The sequence below is a fragment of the Microbulbifer maximicatervae (SeqCode) genome (genome assembly GCF_052467065.1).
Map to the genome: position 1 here is coordinate 2955449 of NZ_CP174299.1, position 16703 is coordinate 2972151.

Sequence of the window (16703 nt, forward strand, 5' to 3'; positions counted from 1 at the left end):
GGCATCCATGCCTCATAAGGTCCCAAGTGCGGTGTATTCTTTCCTTCTCCCTTTTTAGCAATTGTGAGAGGTGTCTTGTAGAGGTGCCAAGGTGGAGTTGGCTCAATAGGGACTGTGGATGAACTCAGGCTTTATAAAAATGGCGTTGATCCTGGGGCTTTTGAGCTCTGTTGGTCCTATGGCCATTGATATGTATCTGCCTGCATTACCTGCGATGACAAAGGCTCTCGACACCTCAACCCAGGTCGCGTCCTATACGCTGATGGCTTATTTTATTGCGTTCGGGGTGTGTCAGATTTTTTATGGCCCCGCTTCCGATATGTTTGGCCGCAAACCGCCGCTCTATTTTGGTTTGCTGGTTTTTACTTTCGCATCTATTTGTTGTGCCCTGGCAACCACTATCGAGTGGTTGATTGCCTTCCGTTTCCTACAAGGGGTGGGTGCCGCCTCGGTAATGTCGATTCCCCGAGCAATAATTCGAGATTCTTATACGGGTACTCAAGCAACTCGCCTTCTTACGACAGCAATTCTAGTCCTTTCAATTTCTCCTATGTTGGCGCCATTAGCTGGTAGTCTGCTATTAATTTCGTTTGGTTGGCGCAGCATATTTTGGGGGATATCCATTGCTACTTTTTTAAGTCTGATACTTGCTATTACAAGCCTTCACGAAACCTTACCAGTGAATAAGCGCATACCATTTAAAATAGGTGCGCTGCTTGAGTCTTATTCGATATTACTACGTGACCCGATCTATATAGGGCTTACTTGTATAGGAGGGTTTGGCTTCGCTAGTGTACTTGCTTTTTTTGCGGCAGCTTCATTCTTATATACGAATTACTACGGATTGACTCCAACCGAATTTAGTCTCGCCTTTGCTCTAAATGCGCTTAGTTTCTTCTTGTCGAGTCAATTTTCGGCAAATTTCGGTGCCCGTTTAGGGATGGTGAAGCTGGTGAAGTGGGGTGTGACTGGATTTGTAATAAGCTCGGTGACCATGTATTTAGTGATAGAGGCCGGTTTTGATCATCTCGTACTACTGATATGCATGCTTATCGTATGTAATATGTTTCTTGGTTTGGTTCTTCCGACGGCATTTATTCTTTCCATGGAAAGACATGGCCCTATAGCGGGAACGGCTTCTGCCCTGGCTGGTACTATGCAGTTGTCAATCGGGGCTGTAGCTATCCTGATAACCAGTTTGGTTTTTAATGGAACACCAGGGTCGCTTGCTGGGGTAATTGCGGTGTGTGGAATTTTGGCCTTTGTGGTTTCCTGGTTGGTTTTGCGTAATGTAGTCAGCATCACAGCAGACCAGAGTGATTGAGTAATACCAAAATAAATTAGGGAGCCTCTGAATAACTCTGTGCCGGCATTTCACTCAGCATCGTTAGAGTGATGCTGAGTGAATTCTTGAGTGCTTAAGATTAGTAGGCACCAGCACTGTAGATCAGCTCATAGCTGTGGCTGTAAATTTCCAGAATGTTGCCAAACGGATCTTCCATATAAATCATGCGATAAGGCTTTTCACCGGGGTAGTAATAACGGGGCTCCGGCATACGTTTTTTACCACCGGCCGCTACAATCTTATCCGCCAGTTCTTCCAGGTTGGGGTCTTGCACGCAGAAGTGAAAGATACCGGTTTTCCAGTATTCAAAGTTATCTTCTGGGTTTTCCTGATTGCTAAACTGGAATAGTTCTACGCCAATCCGGTCCCCTGTCGATAAGTGAGCAATGCGGAAACTACCCCAGTTTGGGCCAAATACGTCGGTGCACATTTCACCGATAGCACTTTTGTCCTCGGTGATATCTGTGGGCTTCATAATCAGGTACCAACCGAGTACCTCGGTGTAAAACTTCACAGCTTCTTCAAGGTTTGGCACTGAAATACCGATATGAGAAAAGGTTCTCGGGTATGCGTTACTCATAGCTGTCTCCTTTGTTGAATGCGGTTAAGTTACAGCTTCTGATTCATTACGTATAATTATCATTCGTAATATTTTTAAGTAGCATTCGTAATGATAAATCCAGTGTGGTTAAGAAGCTTCTGTACTTTAGCTGAAGAGGGGCACTTCACTCGTACGGCGGATCGCTTGCATATGACTCAGTCTGGGGTCAGTCAGCATATACGCAAGTTAGAGGAGCACTTAGGTGTCGCTCTGTTAGTCAGGCAGGGTAAACACTTCACTCTCACGGATGCTGGTGATCGGCTCTACCGGGAAGGGCAGGGGATTATTCAGAAGCTTTCCAGCCTGGGGCAAATTGTTGGTGAAGACCCTCCCCACCATGGGGATGTGCGAGTGATGTGCCCCGGGAGTGTGGGGCTGAAGCTCTACCCCAAGTTGTTGTCCCTGCAGAAAATCCACCAGGGTTTATCGATTAGCTGCCGTTTCGCACCCAACCTGGATGTAGAGAAGGCCATTGCGGAAAACGGTGCTGATATTGGATTAATGACCAGCCCGCCACAAGCAGAGGAGATTGACAGTCGGCCGATCGCCAGTGAAAGGTTATTGCTAGTGACGCCGGCTGAAGTGAAAACCCCTGATTGGGAGTCGCTTTTAGCGCTGGGGTACATAGGCCATCCAGACGGTATACACCATGCGAGTCTATTATTGGGAGCGAACTTCCCACAATTTAGAAGTCTTGAAGATTTTCAACAAAAAGGGTTTTCCAATCAGATCAGCTTAATCCTGGAGCCCGTTAGTATGGGATTGGGTTTCACAGTTTTACCCGCCTATGCGGTAAGTGCATTTCGAAAGCCGAAATTGATTAAGGCACATAGCCTTGAAAATCCCGTTAGTGAGACACTGTATTTGGCGCTTAGGCGCACTCAACTTGTACCCGCCAGAGTCAGGTTTATTATTGGTGAAATGGAGAAATGGCTGTAATCGGGCTCCTAAGTATCAAAAAGCTGAACATTTTTGGTAAAAATACCGGGTTGTTTCGCTCCCTGTTATTTTTGGCTCTAACACAACTTTCTCTTGTGGAAATAGCTAAAGCTGAGAGTGTTAAGGGTGAGCAGGATAAGATACTGATGTTGTTGGCTTATTCTATAGTATTCCAGGACTGGGTCAGACCTACTGATAAAAATAAAAGAGGTCATAATATTGGTGCGGTTTTATTTGATGATATTTCCAAGCACATTGGGGGGGTTCAGCTTAATTCGGTTTCAGTCTGTGAGGATAAGACCCAGCACGCTGAAGTGCGTGTAATGCAAAGATGTCTTGAGACAAAATGCTTAGGGCCTCAGACCAAATACTTAACTAATTCCAATGTCAGTATTTATACAACTCTTGAACCCTGCATGATGTGTAGTGGAATGATGATTTTCTTAGGAGTTTCACGCGTTGTATATGGGCAGACCGATCCCGACTACGGTAAAAGTATAGAGCGATTAAAGCAAAGTTATAATGGAAACTGTGGCAAGGAAAATTCCCAGTGTATCGTGGATAAGCCTGGAAATTATTACACTCGCCGTATAATTTCTGAACCGTCGAAATTAGTACAGAAAGAAAAGCTAGACGGAGCTTACTTCGCTTATGAGTTAAAGCATGGAGACCAAATAGTTAGCTTTTTATTGGGAGGCGATGCGAAAGAAATTTATCAGGAATCCTATCGGGACTTCAAAAATCTAAATGTTCGACATAAGGAAAATCAACCAATATATCATCAAGCACTCTCAATCCTAGAACAGCTGGAAAATGGCGAACTGCAGCTGGACTACTGTCCATACTGGCAGTTGCACCATCACTGAGTATTTGAGCACTACTGACTTAGAGCTTTTCGAGCATGCTCTGTGAGGTTGATAGTGATCTCTTTAATCAATTTCGATTTTAAGTTCCAAACATGCCAGTAAAGAGGAATCTTCAAATACTGGTCTTCAGCGAGTTTCACCAACTTTCCACTTTTTAACAGGCTGGCGATCTGAATATCTGGCGCCATTCCCCAACCCAGCCCCAGAGTTAAGAAACTGAGGAAGCTCTTTGAAGAGGGGATTTCATGAGATGGGTACTGACCAGTCTCCACTCCCCAAAACTGTTTAAGGTAACGACTCTGCAATTGATCCTTATAGTTGAACTCCACTGTGGGAGCGTAGTGGAGCTCTTCAACCTTAATCGGGTCTGAAAAAAACCTCTTCTTAAAGGCCTTGGTGCATACCGGGTAATAGGCCATATGACCGAGCAGTACCGATTGGCAGCCTTGGAGGTTACTGGTCGTTGAACTGATACAGCCAATGACTTCACCATTCTTCAGCAGTTCATGGGTAGCGTCCTGATCGTCGACCTTTAGATCCACGAGCAACTGCTGGGATCGAATCAATGGTGTGATGGCAGCCAGGAACCAGGTATCCAAGCTATCTGCATTCAGTGCGATCCGAACCTTATTCTGGTTGCTATAGCGAGTCTTGCCCCCCTCTGGATCGATATCAGTGAGAAGCTCTTGCTGTAACAAGTGCATTTGCTGGTAGTACCCCAACACTTTGAGGCCGGCTTCAGTGGGTCGCAAAGGGTTGGAGCGTATCAATAGGGCTTGGCCAACCTGGCTTTCTAAGGCTTTGATTCGTTGGGAAATCGCAGACTGGCTGACATGGAGTAGGGCGGCAGCCTTGTCAAAGCTGCGCTCCTCTACGACAAAGGCAAAGGCTTGGAGTTGCTTTAGGTCTAGCATAAGAATTTCTTATGATGGATCAGTATAATTAAGTTTACTTATTCTAGTTTGACTCTTAATCTCGCGCCACTATTCAGGCCCGCAGCCCTGCGGGCACTTCCAAATTAGAGAATGAAACACAGGAGGCATCGTGTTTTCAGGGTTGTTGCTGGCGCCGCTCGCAAAAGGTTTTTTGACTACCATCAGTTTGATTATGGCGATCGGAGCGCAGAATGCGTTTCTGCTGACACAGAGTATCCGTCGACAATATCACTTTAGTATCGCGGCTTTATGCGTACTGATGGATATTGCCTTGATTACAGCTGGTGTGTTCCTGGTTGCAAATCTCGCACAAGCGGGTGGCGACTGGATGATCTGGCTGACCTGGCTCGGTGCTGCTTTCCTGTTCTCCTACGGTGCTATGGCTTTCCGTTCGGCCTTCACTAACAAAGGTCTTGGAGAGCAAAAAGAGTGGATGAAATCCCGCCGCTCTGCCTTGATTACCGCGGTAGCCTTAACCCTGCTTAATCCACACGCGTATGTGGACACGGTTGTACTGATTGGCTCTGTAGGGGCGCAGTATGCTGGCAATGGAACCTGGTTTTTTGTGCTGGGGGCATGTAGTGCATCCCTGCTGTGGTTCACCCTTCTTTCAGTGGGTGGCAGCATGATGCAGCCGCTATTTAAGAACCCCAGAACCTGGCAGGTACTCGATGTACTGGTGGGCATTATGATGTGGACTATTGCTATCAGCTTGTTGTGGGCGCAGTAGACACTCAATAATGGCTGCTAAAAATAGCCGTAGACTAATAAGTCTACGGCTATTTTTTTGCTTCCAGGCCCTTAACTTATTCCTATAGTTTTCCACACTAACCCCCCCTTAACATTTCCCCTGACCTGTTTAACCCGCCATTTCGATCGCTCAAAAAGCGCCCAAATTGCATGCAGGGCCTCTCCACCAGCCAATAAATGGCTGCCGCCAAAGCGAAGCTAAGTAGTGTAACTGCCACAAGCAACGTGGATAGAGAAATACTTGTAAGCTCTTGTCCCCAAGGTTGGCTTATGGCCCAGCTGACGAGAAAGACCACGATTAAATGAAACAGGTAAATGGAATAACTGATAGTCCCCAGAGCGGCTAAATGTCGTATTGGCTTTGGTGGAAGTAATACAAAAACGAGAAAGATAGCTAAAGCGATGAAATGAGATGATACAAAGCGGAGGGGAGTTTCGCTGATCGACTTACCTAGTAGGTGCATGGCCATAACGAGTAGTGGTATCGAGAAAGTCGAAACCAGGCCCCAAAGCATATAACGATAACCGCGCCTTGTTTCGTAGCAATACCTGAGTAGGGTTCCGCAGAACATAACTGCGATAGCAAAGGGGAGGTAAGTAGTGGTGGCGGGAAGCTGGGAAATTGGAGTGGATGATTGCCCTAAAAGTTGCATGCTGACAAATACCGATAGTGCCCCCCAGCACACTAAGAGTAGATATCTGGGATTCCCTAGTAGTCGAAGGGTGAACATCAGTGCGCAGAGACAGTAAAAAAGCAGCTCTACAGTGAGAGTCCAATATAGAATCTGAACACTTTCAAACCCCATTAGGCCTTGCAGCATTGTGGTATTGGCAAGAATAGTAGATGCAGAGAATGTTCGGTCAGCGAGCAACCATGTAAGTCCGATAATTGCAGTCAGAGATAACCAGTAAGCGGGATACAAGCGGAAGAAGCGGCGGATAGCAAAGCTCTTGAGAGTACGGTTAGATGCAAGAAGACTGTGGGGAATGACAAAGCCGGATATTAGGAAAAAGCAAAGTACACCTATCCTGCCAAAATCCAGTTGACTGATAAATTCAGCCAGTGCCGAGCCGTGCTGGGCGATGGATGGGGTGCGGATAAATACTTCACTACTGTGTTGCCAGACAACCAAAGTTGCAGCCAGCCCCCGTAGTACATCGAGATTAAGAAGGCGTGTGTTCATTGCTAACGACCTATATCCATGGTCAATCCAAGAAGGTATGGGCATGATCTTACCTTGCCTAAGTTGAACACACTATCTGTATTCTGTGTGATTCAACTCAAATCTTCGGGCTTTCATGCATGCAAATCCATTAATGGCTTTTCATCCAAGGCAACGCTGAATGGCAACCTCAACTGAATAGGTGAAGTATTCTCCAGCGTTATAGTTAGCCTTTGTCCTTGAGGGTGTTTACTACCTGATCAACCTCCGTTTTATTTTCCTCAAGAAGCCTATCTGCTAGAACTTTCAGCTTCTTACTTGCTTTATAGTCAAATGGGTCAACATATGGATTAACAAGCTCTACATTTAAGTAGTTATATTTTATTCGCCCTTTAGGGCTAAGGGATTGTGCGATTTCCAAAGTGTATACTTGTTGGTCATCCATGGACCTCTGTACATTAGATATAAGGTCTTTCACCCAATTAATTCTTCCCCAGTTTTTTAAGTTTCTGTAGTTAGCTTCCATTGTACTCAGTGGAGACGTTCCGGCCCCGAGAATTAGCACATAGTAGTTTTTTTCAGGAAACTCTCTAATAATTTCGCGTAAAATAATACTGGCTGGATTATTTGCATATATACCAGCGTCGGCATAATAGCGCTGATGAATGTCCCGTCCAGTAGTTACGAACTCGACAGGTGGGTATAGAGTCTCCGCACTAGCTGCCGCTGTTACAAGTTGATACAGTGTGTCTGTGGGTAGTTTACTGACTGCTTCACCACGGTTTTTGAATAGTTGAAGCTGGCCCATATGAATATTGAGAGAGGGGATGATGACGTAGTTCTTCAAACTCGTAAACTTCAATTTTTCAGTGTAATGCTTTTCCATGGTTTCGCTTAAACGCTCACCGCTAAAGCGAGGAGAGATAAAACCATTAAAGGTTAGTAATTTGTGATACCAGGGTACGGAGAATACGTATCTACTATTTTGTTTATAAATATCAATAATTTTATCACTTTGGGATTTAAGGTTTTCAATCCCTGGATGATCATCGTCAAATGATTCTTGAGTCACATTGAGGCCAGTAGCGATAATGGCACCAGTGGATACTCCACTAAAAACATCAAACAATTCATCAATAGGTTTGCCGGTCTGCTCTTCAATATGTTGAATAACATAGAGCGGTATCAAACCACGTATTCCACCGCCATCTATGATAAGGATGTTGATAGTATCTTTGTCTTTAAGGGGAGCATTACTCTTAATAAACTCTTTAGTAACAGGGTGGGCGTCATACTGAATACTTTGGGTCAGTCGATAATTGTAGACGTACACCAAGCCTAAAAACGCTATGATAACTAGTATGGTGAGGGCTGACGCTAGCCGAAGTTTCATTGATCTTCCTGAACGCTAAACTCTTAATACAGTGAGTGTGGCAAATCAGATTAGTTTTATTTCTTTGGGTTATTTAAAAGTTACTTAAGGCTGTTTTCTTATCTTGCTTTGGGACTGTGATAGGAAATTAAGCACTATTGGGGGTTCTTATTCGAATGAGAAAAAATTCGTAATTTCTATTCTCTTAGTTCCTTATGGAAAATTTCACTATCTATAAAGCGAAAAGCACATAAAGTAATCTGATGACTGAATGCCCAGGTATTGAACAGTAATTTAATGGAACTCTCTCAAGTCGGCGGCTGAAGACTGCACATTTCCCTTCGGACTTTATTTTACGGGCTTGATATAAGTATTGATGGAGCGCTAGAAATTATAAGTTGGTCGGTAATCAGGAAACCGTTTAGTCTACTGACTGTTGTGTCTTATACACAAAGTAACCGCAGGGTTGAATGGTTACAAGTTATCAATGAGCTAGTGACTGGAAACCCGTGAGCTCAGCCAAAATTGATTAGAGCGAAAGATGCCCACCCCGAAGGGTGGGAAATAGTTTAATGAGCTTGATGTTCTAAAGCGTTTAGGAAAGTTGCAATATCATTTACCTGTTGTGTGCTCAATTTCTGTCCCAATTGGTACCAAGCCATATCGTAAATTGCCTGCTCAATGGTTTCTACACGCCCGTCGTGGAAGTAAGGAGCACTTCTACTTACGTCGCGTAACATTGGAACTTTAAACATCATTTTATCGTTTTCAAGGCCTGTAACTTTATAACGACCTAAATCTTCTTGGTGTGGATATTGGTTGACCAGCCCCATCTTCTGGTACATGTTTCCACCCAAGGTTGCACCATTGTGGCATGCTGAACAACCAGTGTTGATAAAGGTTTGCAGGCCCTTTAACTCGCTTTTTGTCATAGCCTGATCATCACCATTTATAAAATCATCAAAACGATCATTTGTAATCAGTGTGCGCTCAAACGCAGCTATGGCCCCAGCAATATTGTCGTAAGAGATAGCATTCTCTTTACCAAAGGCGTGTTTGAAACTTTCTTGATATTCGGCAATTTTTGAAATCTTTGCCACAACAGCCTCTTCTGAAGGCATTCCCATTTCTACAGGGTTTAGAATTGGACCTTTGGCCTGTTCCTTCAGGTCCTCTGCGCGACCATCCCAAAATTGAGCCACCTGGAACCCGGAATTCCAGACCGTTGGAGAGTTTCGGTCACCCTTGGTGCCAGGTAAGGCTCCCGGTGATGTCGCTTCATTGTCAACGCCCGAGCCGTTGTAGTTCCCTACTTGATGGCAGCTGTTACAGGACTGGCTATCATTGACTGAAAGCCGTTCGTCCATGAACAGTGTTCTTCCAAGCTCAACCATCGCTGGAGTGTCATTCTCACTGCCTGGCATAGTTTCTGAGAGAGTGCCGAACATAATTTTGGATTGCTGACGTAATTGATTTATATCAACTTCGGCCGCTGCCGATACAGTTGTTGATAGTAAGCTTGCTGCCGCTATCAAGCCGCCAATGATTGGAAGCTTGAGATCTCTTTTCGAAAAAATTTTCTTAATCACTTTGGTATCTCTCCCACATCTCAAAAAACAATGACAACTAACCTATTTTTAATCAAAGTTAGGCGGCGCCACTATATAGGGAAGCTCGTTCGGCTGATACCATGATTTAACAAAAAAAGCCGTGTATTTTTAGAATATCCAGAATCGTTCACAAAATACTTTTTCAGATATTATTCAGAACTCGGACTATACATTGAGTGCACTGGATTTGGAGAGATTGAAGTCTTGCTATTTGCCTTTGAAAATTGCAGGGCAATTTCTGAGATGCGAGGAGGTGTAGGAGTTAGGGGATGCTTATCGGTATCTCCAAAGGTAAATGATTCGTATTTCTGCTAGTCGGTTGGTGGAGTAATATTTACTCGAACGATAAATGACTCCATAACTATCTGAATGTGGTTAAATTTTTAGGTAGGACCTTTAGGTTTTAGGAAGCTTTTAATCTTATTGTTATATCTGGTTAACTTTTATATTAGTCTACGTATTCTAAATAGAGGCGTTTCGCTACCTATCAAGCTACCGGGCTTAATAAGAGTCTCCTCGATTATTCCACTGCAAGGGCTGGGCAGCTCAATTGTGTAAGTTCCAAAATCGGCAACGAGTATCGTTTGTCCACCGTAAATTGGATAATCAACACCAACCATGACTTCTACTACCTCACCAAGTTCTTTTGGGCGGACTGAGCCGGACAAAGGTTCTTGTTTGTGCGGAATCGAATCAAAAGAGGGTGCGCGTACGATTCCATCGGATGGAAAGCGTTCTTCCTCTAGGGGTATTCTCTCACCACTTTCAATGGAACTTATACCAAGAGCACCATTTATAAAATCAAGTATGAATTTCCACATATATTTCTAGGCTGTTTAGTGTAATTGCCTATAAATTAACCGGTTATTTTAAATTATTCCCTTATCCAATGATTCAGGGCTGTTTACGGGATAAAGATCCCCGGTGGCTATAGTATTAGGATCATCATCGCGTCTCCAAGTAACATCTTTATCCAAAACGATATCTACCGTTTAATAGCTTAATTTTCAAGATTTATAGTTTTATACATGTAAATTGATCTGTAGTAGAAATTTAATCCTATTTATCTTTAAACCAAAATTCGATCTCATCGGTTTCGACATCAAATGTCGCAGAGTGTTCTACATGTGCTGGTACATGGTACCACTGTCCAATACCAATCCGTTGGGTGGCACCATTCATGGTGAGTATTAGTTCCCCCTTTGTGATAACGCCATGATTATCTGTGTCATGAGTATGGGGTGGAATGAACGTTCCAGCTGGATATGATGCGAAAAGAACATCACTGTTTTCTGCCTTAAGCTTGTAAGCATCAAAGCGACCATTATAGAGAGGTAATTCCTTAATTTTACTTGGATAACTGCCTGGCATCTCTGCTTCCTTTTTGAGTGCGCATAAATAGCTTTGGGCTAAAGTTCCTGTAGGTAGAGTAAATCACCATCCTAATAGTTCCAAGACTATTCTTACTAACTTTGTAATTGCTCTTTTGGTTTGTTCTTTTCTATTGCTATGCGAAAGGATGGAGTTTTGGAAATAGCGTGCTAATTATCCGTCTAATTAAGAAGTAGCATGTCGCCATTAATAACCCAATATTTAATGAGATAAATAATTAGTGGAACAAAATGGAGTCAGCATTAAGTGCTCAAAATCCACCTTACGCCACTCTCAAAAAATCCCATATTGACTACCCAATAGGAAGTGATAAATGAGCATGTCGTTACCCCAAGAGCCACCTTTATTTGACCAAATCTCCATTGCTCACGAATTCCTAAGTATATTAGTATTCCTATGGTGGTTAGCATCATAGGCTCGTAAAAATACCTAATAGGAGCATTGAAGGGAAATAGAAATAAACCGTAGATAAGCCTTCCTAGTCCCGGCGGTAGTATAGCTACCAAGCTCAGCATCATGCAGAGCATATGCTTTTGGGGAGACTTTCGGTACTGGAACCCAGATAGCAGAGAGAATACAAAAAGTGGTAATAAGAATAAGTCTACCCAATATACAAGTTTAAATATTTCACTCTTCTCTAAGGTTGATTCAATAGTGCTGAAAAATGCCCAGTATGAAGTGCCTATAAATAATGTGGCAACGACAACTGACAGCCAACCTAAATATTTATGAAGGGATGTGCTCCCTTTGAGCATTAAATAAGACTGTAAGCACATGATTCCAATCCATAGAAGGGAAACTATTCCATGGATATGATGCATTGTGGATAGGTTTCGATAAGCCATAACATAACTTGGTGTGAATCCAAGAATAATGATTGCCGATAAGCCGCAGAACCAAAAGAAAAGTGACCTAGGATTCAAATGGCTATCCTCATGTACCTATACCTAAATTAAGAGGCTTCTTTGTTTTAGGCGATGGAGTTAATGGTTGGCAGCCATCCTAGCCATACTTATAGAGCTATGCAAATATGTACCTCGCCACAGATCAAATTAATAGGTCAACTCTGTGGGTTTCTTGGGCTTGTACCGTCTGTACATATAGTAATGTATACAATTTAATTGTTATCGCCCTTGGCTAAATATAAGCCTTATTACTTATACTGCTCTAAGGTAGTTTTCGATGAAGTTTAAACAAAATGACCTCAAGATGGAGGTATTTTATCTCTCTTATTTTTAAATTCAATAAGTGGAATTAGCTTGAAGTCTTCATTCAGAGCCTGAATTTTCCTAATCCTGTCACAACGAAATACCCGCATATCCTCACGGAACTTATCCCAGGCAAGGATGTACCATACGGGATAACTAAGAAAGAGGTAGTGGGGTTCAATAGTACGTAGCGTTTCTTTTCCGCTTTCGTCACAATAGGTGATCTTTATGCGTTGAAGCATTAAGAAAGCCTGGTGGAGTTTCTCGACAGTTTTACGCTTTGGAGTTAAGAAATTTGAGAGTACAACCTCGGAAGCCGATTTTCCGATGATGATACGTGTCTTTATACCATTCACTTTACTTTTCATGGACGGTGAAAAGGAAGCCATTACTTTGTGGCGGATGCTACTTAGGTGTGCCATAAAGAGGGGGGACTTCATCTGTTCAGCAATAGCCAAACTGATCATCAGGTCAACAGCCTCTGTATAGTTTAAGTTGACACGACCAACGCCCCAGCGCTGGTCCAAACGGATTCCACCACCGCGCCCCACGTCCGTTTCAATCGGCAAGCCTCGGCTTCTCAACACCTCTATATCTCGATTCAGCGTCCGAATGCTAACGCCCACTTCCTTGGCAATTTCACCAATCGTGATGGGCTCGTCCGACTTTAATCGGGCGGTGATAACTTCAAGTCTATCTATTCGTGAGAGGGTAGATGTGCGCATAGTTATCAAAATATGCCATATAGTGTCATATTTATCCATATCCTATACCTCGTTCGATGATATTGAATGATTACAAATTGATTGGAGGTTTTGCGTATATGGCGAAGGCAACTATTGGACGGTGTATTTTAGGTATCTTAGCGCTATTTTTTATGGGGACTGGATTGGTTCTTATGATCAGTCCATCTGTCATGCTGACCCACACATTTATCGAACCTATTGATTCTGTGAGTGGGCTATCGAGTATTCGCTCTCTTTGGGGTGGGACAACAATCGCAATTTGGGCAATGGTTCTTCTTGGAGCGATAAGATCTAACGTGGACTATATTATGGTTGGATTTATTGCATTGATGTTGGTTCTATTTGGCCGATTAGTAGGCTATTTTATTGATGGATCTTATCCAGAACTTATCCCTACAGTGGCCCCAACAATTGTGGCTACTGTCATTATGATAATTGCTTGCAAGCTCATGGCACATACTAAGGATGCTTAAATGTCGTTATAAGTGCAATCTAACCAAATTAAAGATAGCAAGTTCTAGTTTGCTTAATTTGCAATCTATTTTGGATAGGGGTACTTAAAAAACAAATTTTCATATTGAAGTAATTTGTATTACAGGAAATGCTAAGATGCTCAGGCAGAACATCTTAATAGGTATTCTGCCTGAGCCTATTTTTTACCTAACATAATCGATATTGAGGAATAGGATAGTGTAGAATAAGTTGTATTTTATATCTATGTTCAAAACAAAACGGCTACCCAGGTAGTGATTGGTTAATTTAAGGAATAAATTATCTGGTTAGTACTCTATTTTTTGACGCTGAAGGAATAGTAATGTCAAAAGATCCAAAGCTCGTTGCTGAGCAGCTTAGAAAACCATCTGGTACATTGGCTTCAGAAACCGCGCAGCAAATGAACAAAGCGAATGAAGCAACGAATCTTGCCGCTTTAACAGCTCTCAATGTGGTAGATGGTGATTCTGTTCTAGAAATTGGTCCGGGCAATGGCAAATTTGCAGTCGACGTAATTCGTAAGGGATCTTGTGTCCGCTATACCGGCATTGATTGGTCGAGCGATATGGTTGCAACCGCAAAGGGTCTAAATTTTGAATATATAGAGTCGGGGCAAATGGATTTTTTAGTTGGTAGCTCAGAAAGCCTGCCGTTTGCCGATAAACAGTTCGATAAGGTTCTAGCCGTACACACAATATATTTTTGGGACACCCTAAAAACTCATCTTGCAGAGATCTCCAGAGTACTAGCACCTAAAGGAAAGTTATGCCTGGCTTTTGGCGATAAATCTTTTATGCAAAATCTACCGTTCACTCAATATGGATTCAGGCTGTTTGATGAAAGTGATATTTGTGCCCAATTATCTGACGCTGGATTTAAAGTTGTATCCCGCGGGAAGCATAGTGAGTATGGAGAAAGTAATATAGGGCAGCTTGTGGAGAAGAAAATTAATATAATTGTGTGTGAGCTGAATCCATAAGCAATAGCCAATCTTTGAAAATTGTGTCTTTCCAAAGAACACTTTTTATTTTGACTGATTAAATAGAAGTTCTGGATTGAATTAACTCCCTATATTCTAGTGATGACTCTCCTATCGATCGTATGTAGCTGCATATACTCAGTCATTTGTCAGAGATTACAAAACTGCGGAAGTAAACGGTTCAGGTAGCTCTAGCGTATGTTAGAGCTACTAAGAGTCCGGGGGTATAGCCTTGGCGCTTACATAGTCCTGCAGCTATAACGGTGCTTCAGCCGAGGAAGCTAGAGCTACAATGATCAAGATCTAGTTACATCAATACTAGAAAGCTCCAGCTCACTCACCGGGTATCCCTTTATGCCTATGAATCTTGCGCAGAAACTTATCCAAAGCCACCTCGTGAGTGGATCAATGGAGCCTGGCAGCCCAATAGAGATAAAGATCGATCAGACGCTAGCTCAGGATGGGACGGGAACACTTATTATGTTGGAGCTTGAGGCACTTGGTTTGTCTCAAATCAAGACTGAGCTTTCAGCACAATATGTAGACCATAACCTGTTACAGACGGATTTTAAAAACGCCGACGATCATATATTCCTGCAAAGTGCCTGTCGTAAATTTGGAATTTGGTTTTCGCGGCCCGGTAATGGTGTCAGCCATCCAGTACAGATGGCTTGTTTCGATGTTCCTGGTAAGACATTACTTGGCGCCGATAGCCATACTTGTGCAGCGGGTTCTATGGGGATGCTGGCGATTGGAGCCGGTGGCCTACAGGTAGCAATGGCCATCGCAGGCGTCCCTTTTGCACTGAAAATGCCCAAAATACTCGGTGTGAAGCTCGAAGGTGAGCTGCCGCCATGGATTAGCGCTAAGAATATCATTCTGGAAATGTTACGTCGGCAGTCTGTTAAGGGCTGTGTTAACAAGATTGTTGAATATTACGGCCCCGGCCTGGATAAATTGACAGCGATGGATCGTCATGTGATTGCCAATATGGGGCAGGAAATGGGCGCTACCACCAGCGTCTTTCCTGCCGATGAAGCAGTAAGGGCTTTCCTAAAGCAGCAGCATCGTGAAAACGACTTTGTCGAAATGAAGGCCGATGAAGGTGCTGGTTATGACGAAGAAGATACTATCGATTTATCAAATCTCGAGCCGCTAATTGCTTGTCCATCAAGCCCAGACAAAGTTGTGACGGTCCGTGAAGTGGAGGGCCGTCCTATCTATCAGAGCTATATTGGCTCTTCTGCCAACCCAGGGTTGAGAGACTTTGCGATACCTGCGCGCATGGTTTCAGGTCGCCGAATAGCCGATGACGTTTCCTTTGACATCAATCCAACCTCACGTCAGTTACTCGAAGAGCTCAGTCGGAGTGGAGATCTGACAAAATTGCTACAAGCGGGAGCTCGCTTGCATCAAACTGGGTGCGGTGGCTGTATCGGCATGGGGCAGGCTCCCGCCAGTGGCGGTATCAGCTTGCGCACGGTCCCACGTAACTTCCGTGGCCGCTCAGGCACCGCAGACGACCAAGTCTATTTATGCAGCCCCGAAGTGGCCACTGCCAGTGCGTTAAGAGGGGTGATCACTGACCCTCGTGACCTGGATATGGATTACCCCAGCTTCCATGAGCCGGAATATCTACCTGATATACGTCCGTTATTGCAGCCACCTCAAGAAATCCCAGTAGCAGTTGAGTTGATCAAAGGGCCAAATATCAAGCCCCTTCCTGATTTCGAAAAGCTACCGGAAGTTTTAACTGGCCCATTATTGCTGAAAGCAGGGGATAATGTTTCCACTGATGAAATATTACCTGCTGGAGCAGAAATCTTACCGCTGCGCTCAAATATCCCCGCCATCAGCCGCTATACATTCTCACGAATCGATGAATCATTCTATGATCGGGCAGTGAAGCTCAATGGAGACTGTTTTGTTGTCGGTGGTGAAAATTATGGACAAGGCTCCAGCCGTGAGCATGCGGCGGTATCTTCACGTTTTCTTGGGGTGAGGTGCATAATTGCAAAAAGTATGGCCCGTATACACCGGCGTAATCTTATTAACTTCGGTGTGCTGCCATTGCTATTTGAGAATTTTGATGATTACAATCTTCTTCAACAGGGGGTAGCTCTTGAAATTGACAATCCAATTGCACAGATAAAGTCAAGCAGTTCAATTAAGTTAATAATTAAATCATCAGGAGAATGTATTAACTTGCGGAGTGATTTGGCTAAGGACGAAATTGAAGTGTTGGAAGCAGGAGGTATGATTAATCAGGTAAGAGAAAAATACCTAAGCTCTAATAAGTAGTATG

15 protein-coding genes are annotated in these 16703 nt (G+C 43.5%); 7 read left to right on the forward strand and 8 right to left on the reverse strand.

The genetic code is table 11. The annotated features are described in order from the left end of the window. Positions 1 to 118 precede the first annotated feature (118 nt). Positions 119 to 1324: a multidrug effflux MFS transporter gene (locus tag ACJJI1_RS13040; RefSeq protein WP_444956912.1), complete on the forward strand. Its 1206-nt coding sequence runs from the start codon at positions 119 to 121 to the stop codon at positions 1322 to 1324. A gap of 100 nt (positions 1325 to 1424) precedes the next feature. Here ACJJI1_RS13040 and ACJJI1_RS13045 read toward each other — a convergent pair whose 3' ends face one another. Then, on the reverse strand, positions 1425 to 1925 hold the full coding sequence (locus tag ACJJI1_RS13045) for a lactoylglutathione lyase family protein (RefSeq protein ID WP_282933974.1): 501 nt from the start codon (positions 1923 to 1925) through the stop codon (positions 1425 to 1427). Positions 1926 to 2015: 90 nt separating this feature from the next. Between ACJJI1_RS13045 and ACJJI1_RS13050 the strand changes: the two genes are divergently transcribed. Both ACJJI1_RS13050 and ACJJI1_RS13055 read left to right on the forward strand, forming a co-directional pair. Beyond that, complete coding sequence (locus ACJJI1_RS13050; protein ID WP_444926907.1) at positions 2016 to 2885, forward strand: LysR family transcriptional regulator; 870 nt, start codon at positions 2016 to 2018, stop codon at positions 2883 to 2885. Beyond that, a complete protein-coding gene (locus tag ACJJI1_RS13055; protein ID WP_444956913.1) occupies positions 2876 to 3751 on the forward strand; it encodes a deaminase in 876 nt (291 codons plus the stop codon). Before ACJJI1_RS13050 ends, ACJJI1_RS13055 begins: the two co-directional genes overlap by 10 nt. An 11-nt stretch (positions 3752 to 3762) precedes the next feature. On the opposite strand, the gene ACJJI1_RS13060 is transcribed toward ACJJI1_RS13055, so the two are convergent. Then, on the reverse strand, positions 3763 to 4665 hold the full coding sequence (locus ACJJI1_RS13060) for a LysR family transcriptional regulator ArgP (RefSeq protein WP_444956914.1): 903 nt from the start codon (positions 4663 to 4665) through the stop codon (positions 3763 to 3765). A gap of 130 nt (positions 4666 to 4795) precedes the next feature. Here ACJJI1_RS13060 and ACJJI1_RS13065 point away from each other — a divergent pair, with 130 nt between their 5' ends. Continuing rightward, positions 4796 to 5416: a LysE/ArgO family amino acid transporter gene (locus ACJJI1_RS13065; RefSeq protein WP_444894975.1), complete on the forward strand. Its 621-nt coding sequence runs from the start codon at positions 4796 to 4798 to the stop codon at positions 5414 to 5416. Between the two features lie 97 nt (positions 5417 to 5513). Here ACJJI1_RS13065 and ACJJI1_RS13070 read toward each other — a convergent pair whose 3' ends face one another. The 6 genes from ACJJI1_RS13070 to ACJJI1_RS13095 all read right to left on the reverse strand — a co-directional run bounded on the left by ACJJI1_RS13070 (position 5514) and on the right by ACJJI1_RS13095 (position 12945). Beyond that, positions 5514 to 6620 carry an acyltransferase family protein gene (locus ACJJI1_RS13070; RefSeq protein ID WP_444956915.1) on the reverse strand — a complete coding sequence of 369 codons (1107 nt, stop codon included), beginning with the start codon at positions 6618 to 6620 and terminating at the stop codon, positions 5514 to 5516. Positions 6621 to 6825: 205 nt separating this feature from the next. Further along, positions 6826 to 7992 carry a patatin-like phospholipase family protein gene (locus ACJJI1_RS13075; RefSeq protein ID WP_444956916.1) on the reverse strand — a complete coding sequence of 389 codons (1167 nt, stop codon included), beginning with the start codon at positions 7990 to 7992 and terminating at the stop codon, positions 6826 to 6828. 548 nt (positions 7993 to 8540) lie between these two features. Continuing rightward, positions 8541 to 9560 carry a cytochrome-c peroxidase gene (locus ACJJI1_RS13080; RefSeq protein ID WP_413664662.1) on the reverse strand — a complete coding sequence of 340 codons (1020 nt, stop codon included), beginning with the start codon at positions 9558 to 9560 and terminating at the stop codon, positions 8541 to 8543. 464 nt (positions 9561 to 10024) lie between these two features. Continuing rightward, positions 10025 to 10402 carry a hypothetical protein gene (locus tag ACJJI1_RS13085; protein ID WP_444956917.1) on the reverse strand — a complete coding sequence of 126 codons (378 nt, stop codon included), beginning with the start codon at positions 10400 to 10402 and terminating at the stop codon, positions 10025 to 10027. A 238-nt stretch (positions 10403 to 10640) separates the two neighbouring features. Further along, positions 10641 to 10952 carry a cupin domain-containing protein gene (locus tag ACJJI1_RS13090; RefSeq protein WP_444956918.1) on the reverse strand — a complete coding sequence of 104 codons (312 nt, stop codon included), beginning with the start codon at positions 10950 to 10952 and terminating at the stop codon, positions 10641 to 10643. A gap of 1225 nt (positions 10953 to 12177) precedes the next feature. Beyond that, positions 12178 to 12945 (reverse strand): helix-turn-helix transcriptional regulator, encoded by a 768-nt coding sequence (locus tag ACJJI1_RS13095; RefSeq protein ID WP_444956919.1) that lies wholly within the window; start codon positions 12943 to 12945, stop codon positions 12178 to 12180. Positions 12946 to 13004: 59 nt separating this feature from the next. On the opposite strand from ACJJI1_RS13095, the gene ACJJI1_RS13100 reads away from it, so the two are divergent. The 3 genes from ACJJI1_RS13100 (at position 13005) to ACJJI1_RS13110 (ending at position 16699) form a co-directional block, all read left to right on the forward strand. After that, positions 13005 to 13400 carry a DUF4345 family protein gene (locus ACJJI1_RS13100; RefSeq protein ID WP_444956920.1) on the forward strand — a complete coding sequence of 132 codons (396 nt, stop codon included), beginning with the start codon at positions 13005 to 13007 and terminating at the stop codon, positions 13398 to 13400. Positions 13401 to 13741: 341 nt separating this feature from the next. Then, positions 13742 to 14398 (forward strand): class I SAM-dependent methyltransferase, encoded by a 657-nt coding sequence (locus tag ACJJI1_RS13105; protein WP_444956921.1) that lies wholly within the window; start codon positions 13742 to 13744, stop codon positions 14396 to 14398. 354 nt (positions 14399 to 14752) lie between these two features. Then, complete coding sequence (locus ACJJI1_RS13110) at positions 14753 to 16699, forward strand: aconitate hydratase (protein WP_413664673.1); 1947 nt, start codon at positions 14753 to 14755, stop codon at positions 16697 to 16699. Positions 16700 to 16703 lie beyond the last annotated feature (4 nt).

Excerpts from the sequence above, each read along its gene's own strand:
- ACJJI1_RS13045 (WP_282933974.1), bottom strand. The coding sequence starts at position 1,925 with ATGAGTAACGCATACCCGAGAACCTTTTCTCATATCGGTATTTCAGTG.
- ACJJI1_RS13040 (WP_444956912.1), top strand. The coding sequence starts at position 119 with ATGAACTCAGGCTTTATAAAAATGGCGTTGATCCTGGGGCTTTTGAGC.
- ACJJI1_RS13055 (WP_444956913.1), top strand. The coding sequence starts at position 2,876 with ATGGCTGTAATCGGGCTCCTAAGTATCAAAAAGCTGAACATTTTTGGT.
- ACJJI1_RS13100 (WP_444956920.1), top strand. The coding sequence starts at position 13,005 with ATGGCGAAGGCAACTATTGGACGGTGTATTTTAGGTATCTTAGCGCTA.
- ACJJI1_RS13070 (WP_444956915.1), bottom strand. The coding sequence starts at position 6,620 with ATGAACACACGCCTTCTTAATCTCGATGTACTACGGGGGCTGGCTGCA.
- ACJJI1_RS13090 (WP_444956918.1), bottom strand. The coding sequence starts at position 10,952 with ATGCCAGGCAGTTATCCAAGTAAAATTAAGGAATTACCTCTCTATAAT.
- ACJJI1_RS13050 (WP_444926907.1), top strand. The coding sequence starts at position 2,016 with ATGATAAATCCAGTGTGGTTAAGAAGCTTCTGTACTTTAGCTGAAGAG.
- ACJJI1_RS13105 (WP_444956921.1), top strand. The coding sequence starts at position 13,742 with ATGTCAAAAGATCCAAAGCTCGTTGCTGAGCAGCTTAGAAAACCATCT.
- ACJJI1_RS13075 (WP_444956916.1), bottom strand. The coding sequence starts at position 7,992 with ATGAAACTTCGGCTAGCGTCAGCCCTCACCATACTAGTTATCATAGCG.
- ACJJI1_RS13110 (WP_413664673.1), top strand. The coding sequence starts at position 14,753 with ATGCCTATGAATCTTGCGCAGAAACTTATCCAAAGCCACCTCGTGAGT.
- ACJJI1_RS13060 (WP_444956914.1), bottom strand. The coding sequence starts at position 4,665 with ATGCTAGACCTAAAGCAACTCCAAGCCTTTGCCTTTGTCGTAGAGGAG.
- ACJJI1_RS13085 (WP_444956917.1), bottom strand. The coding sequence starts at position 10,402 with ATGTGGAAATTCATACTTGATTTTATAAATGGTGCTCTTGGTATAAGT.
- ACJJI1_RS13095 (WP_444956919.1), bottom strand. The coding sequence starts at position 12,945 with ATGGATAAATATGACACTATATGGCATATTTTGATAACTATGCGCACA.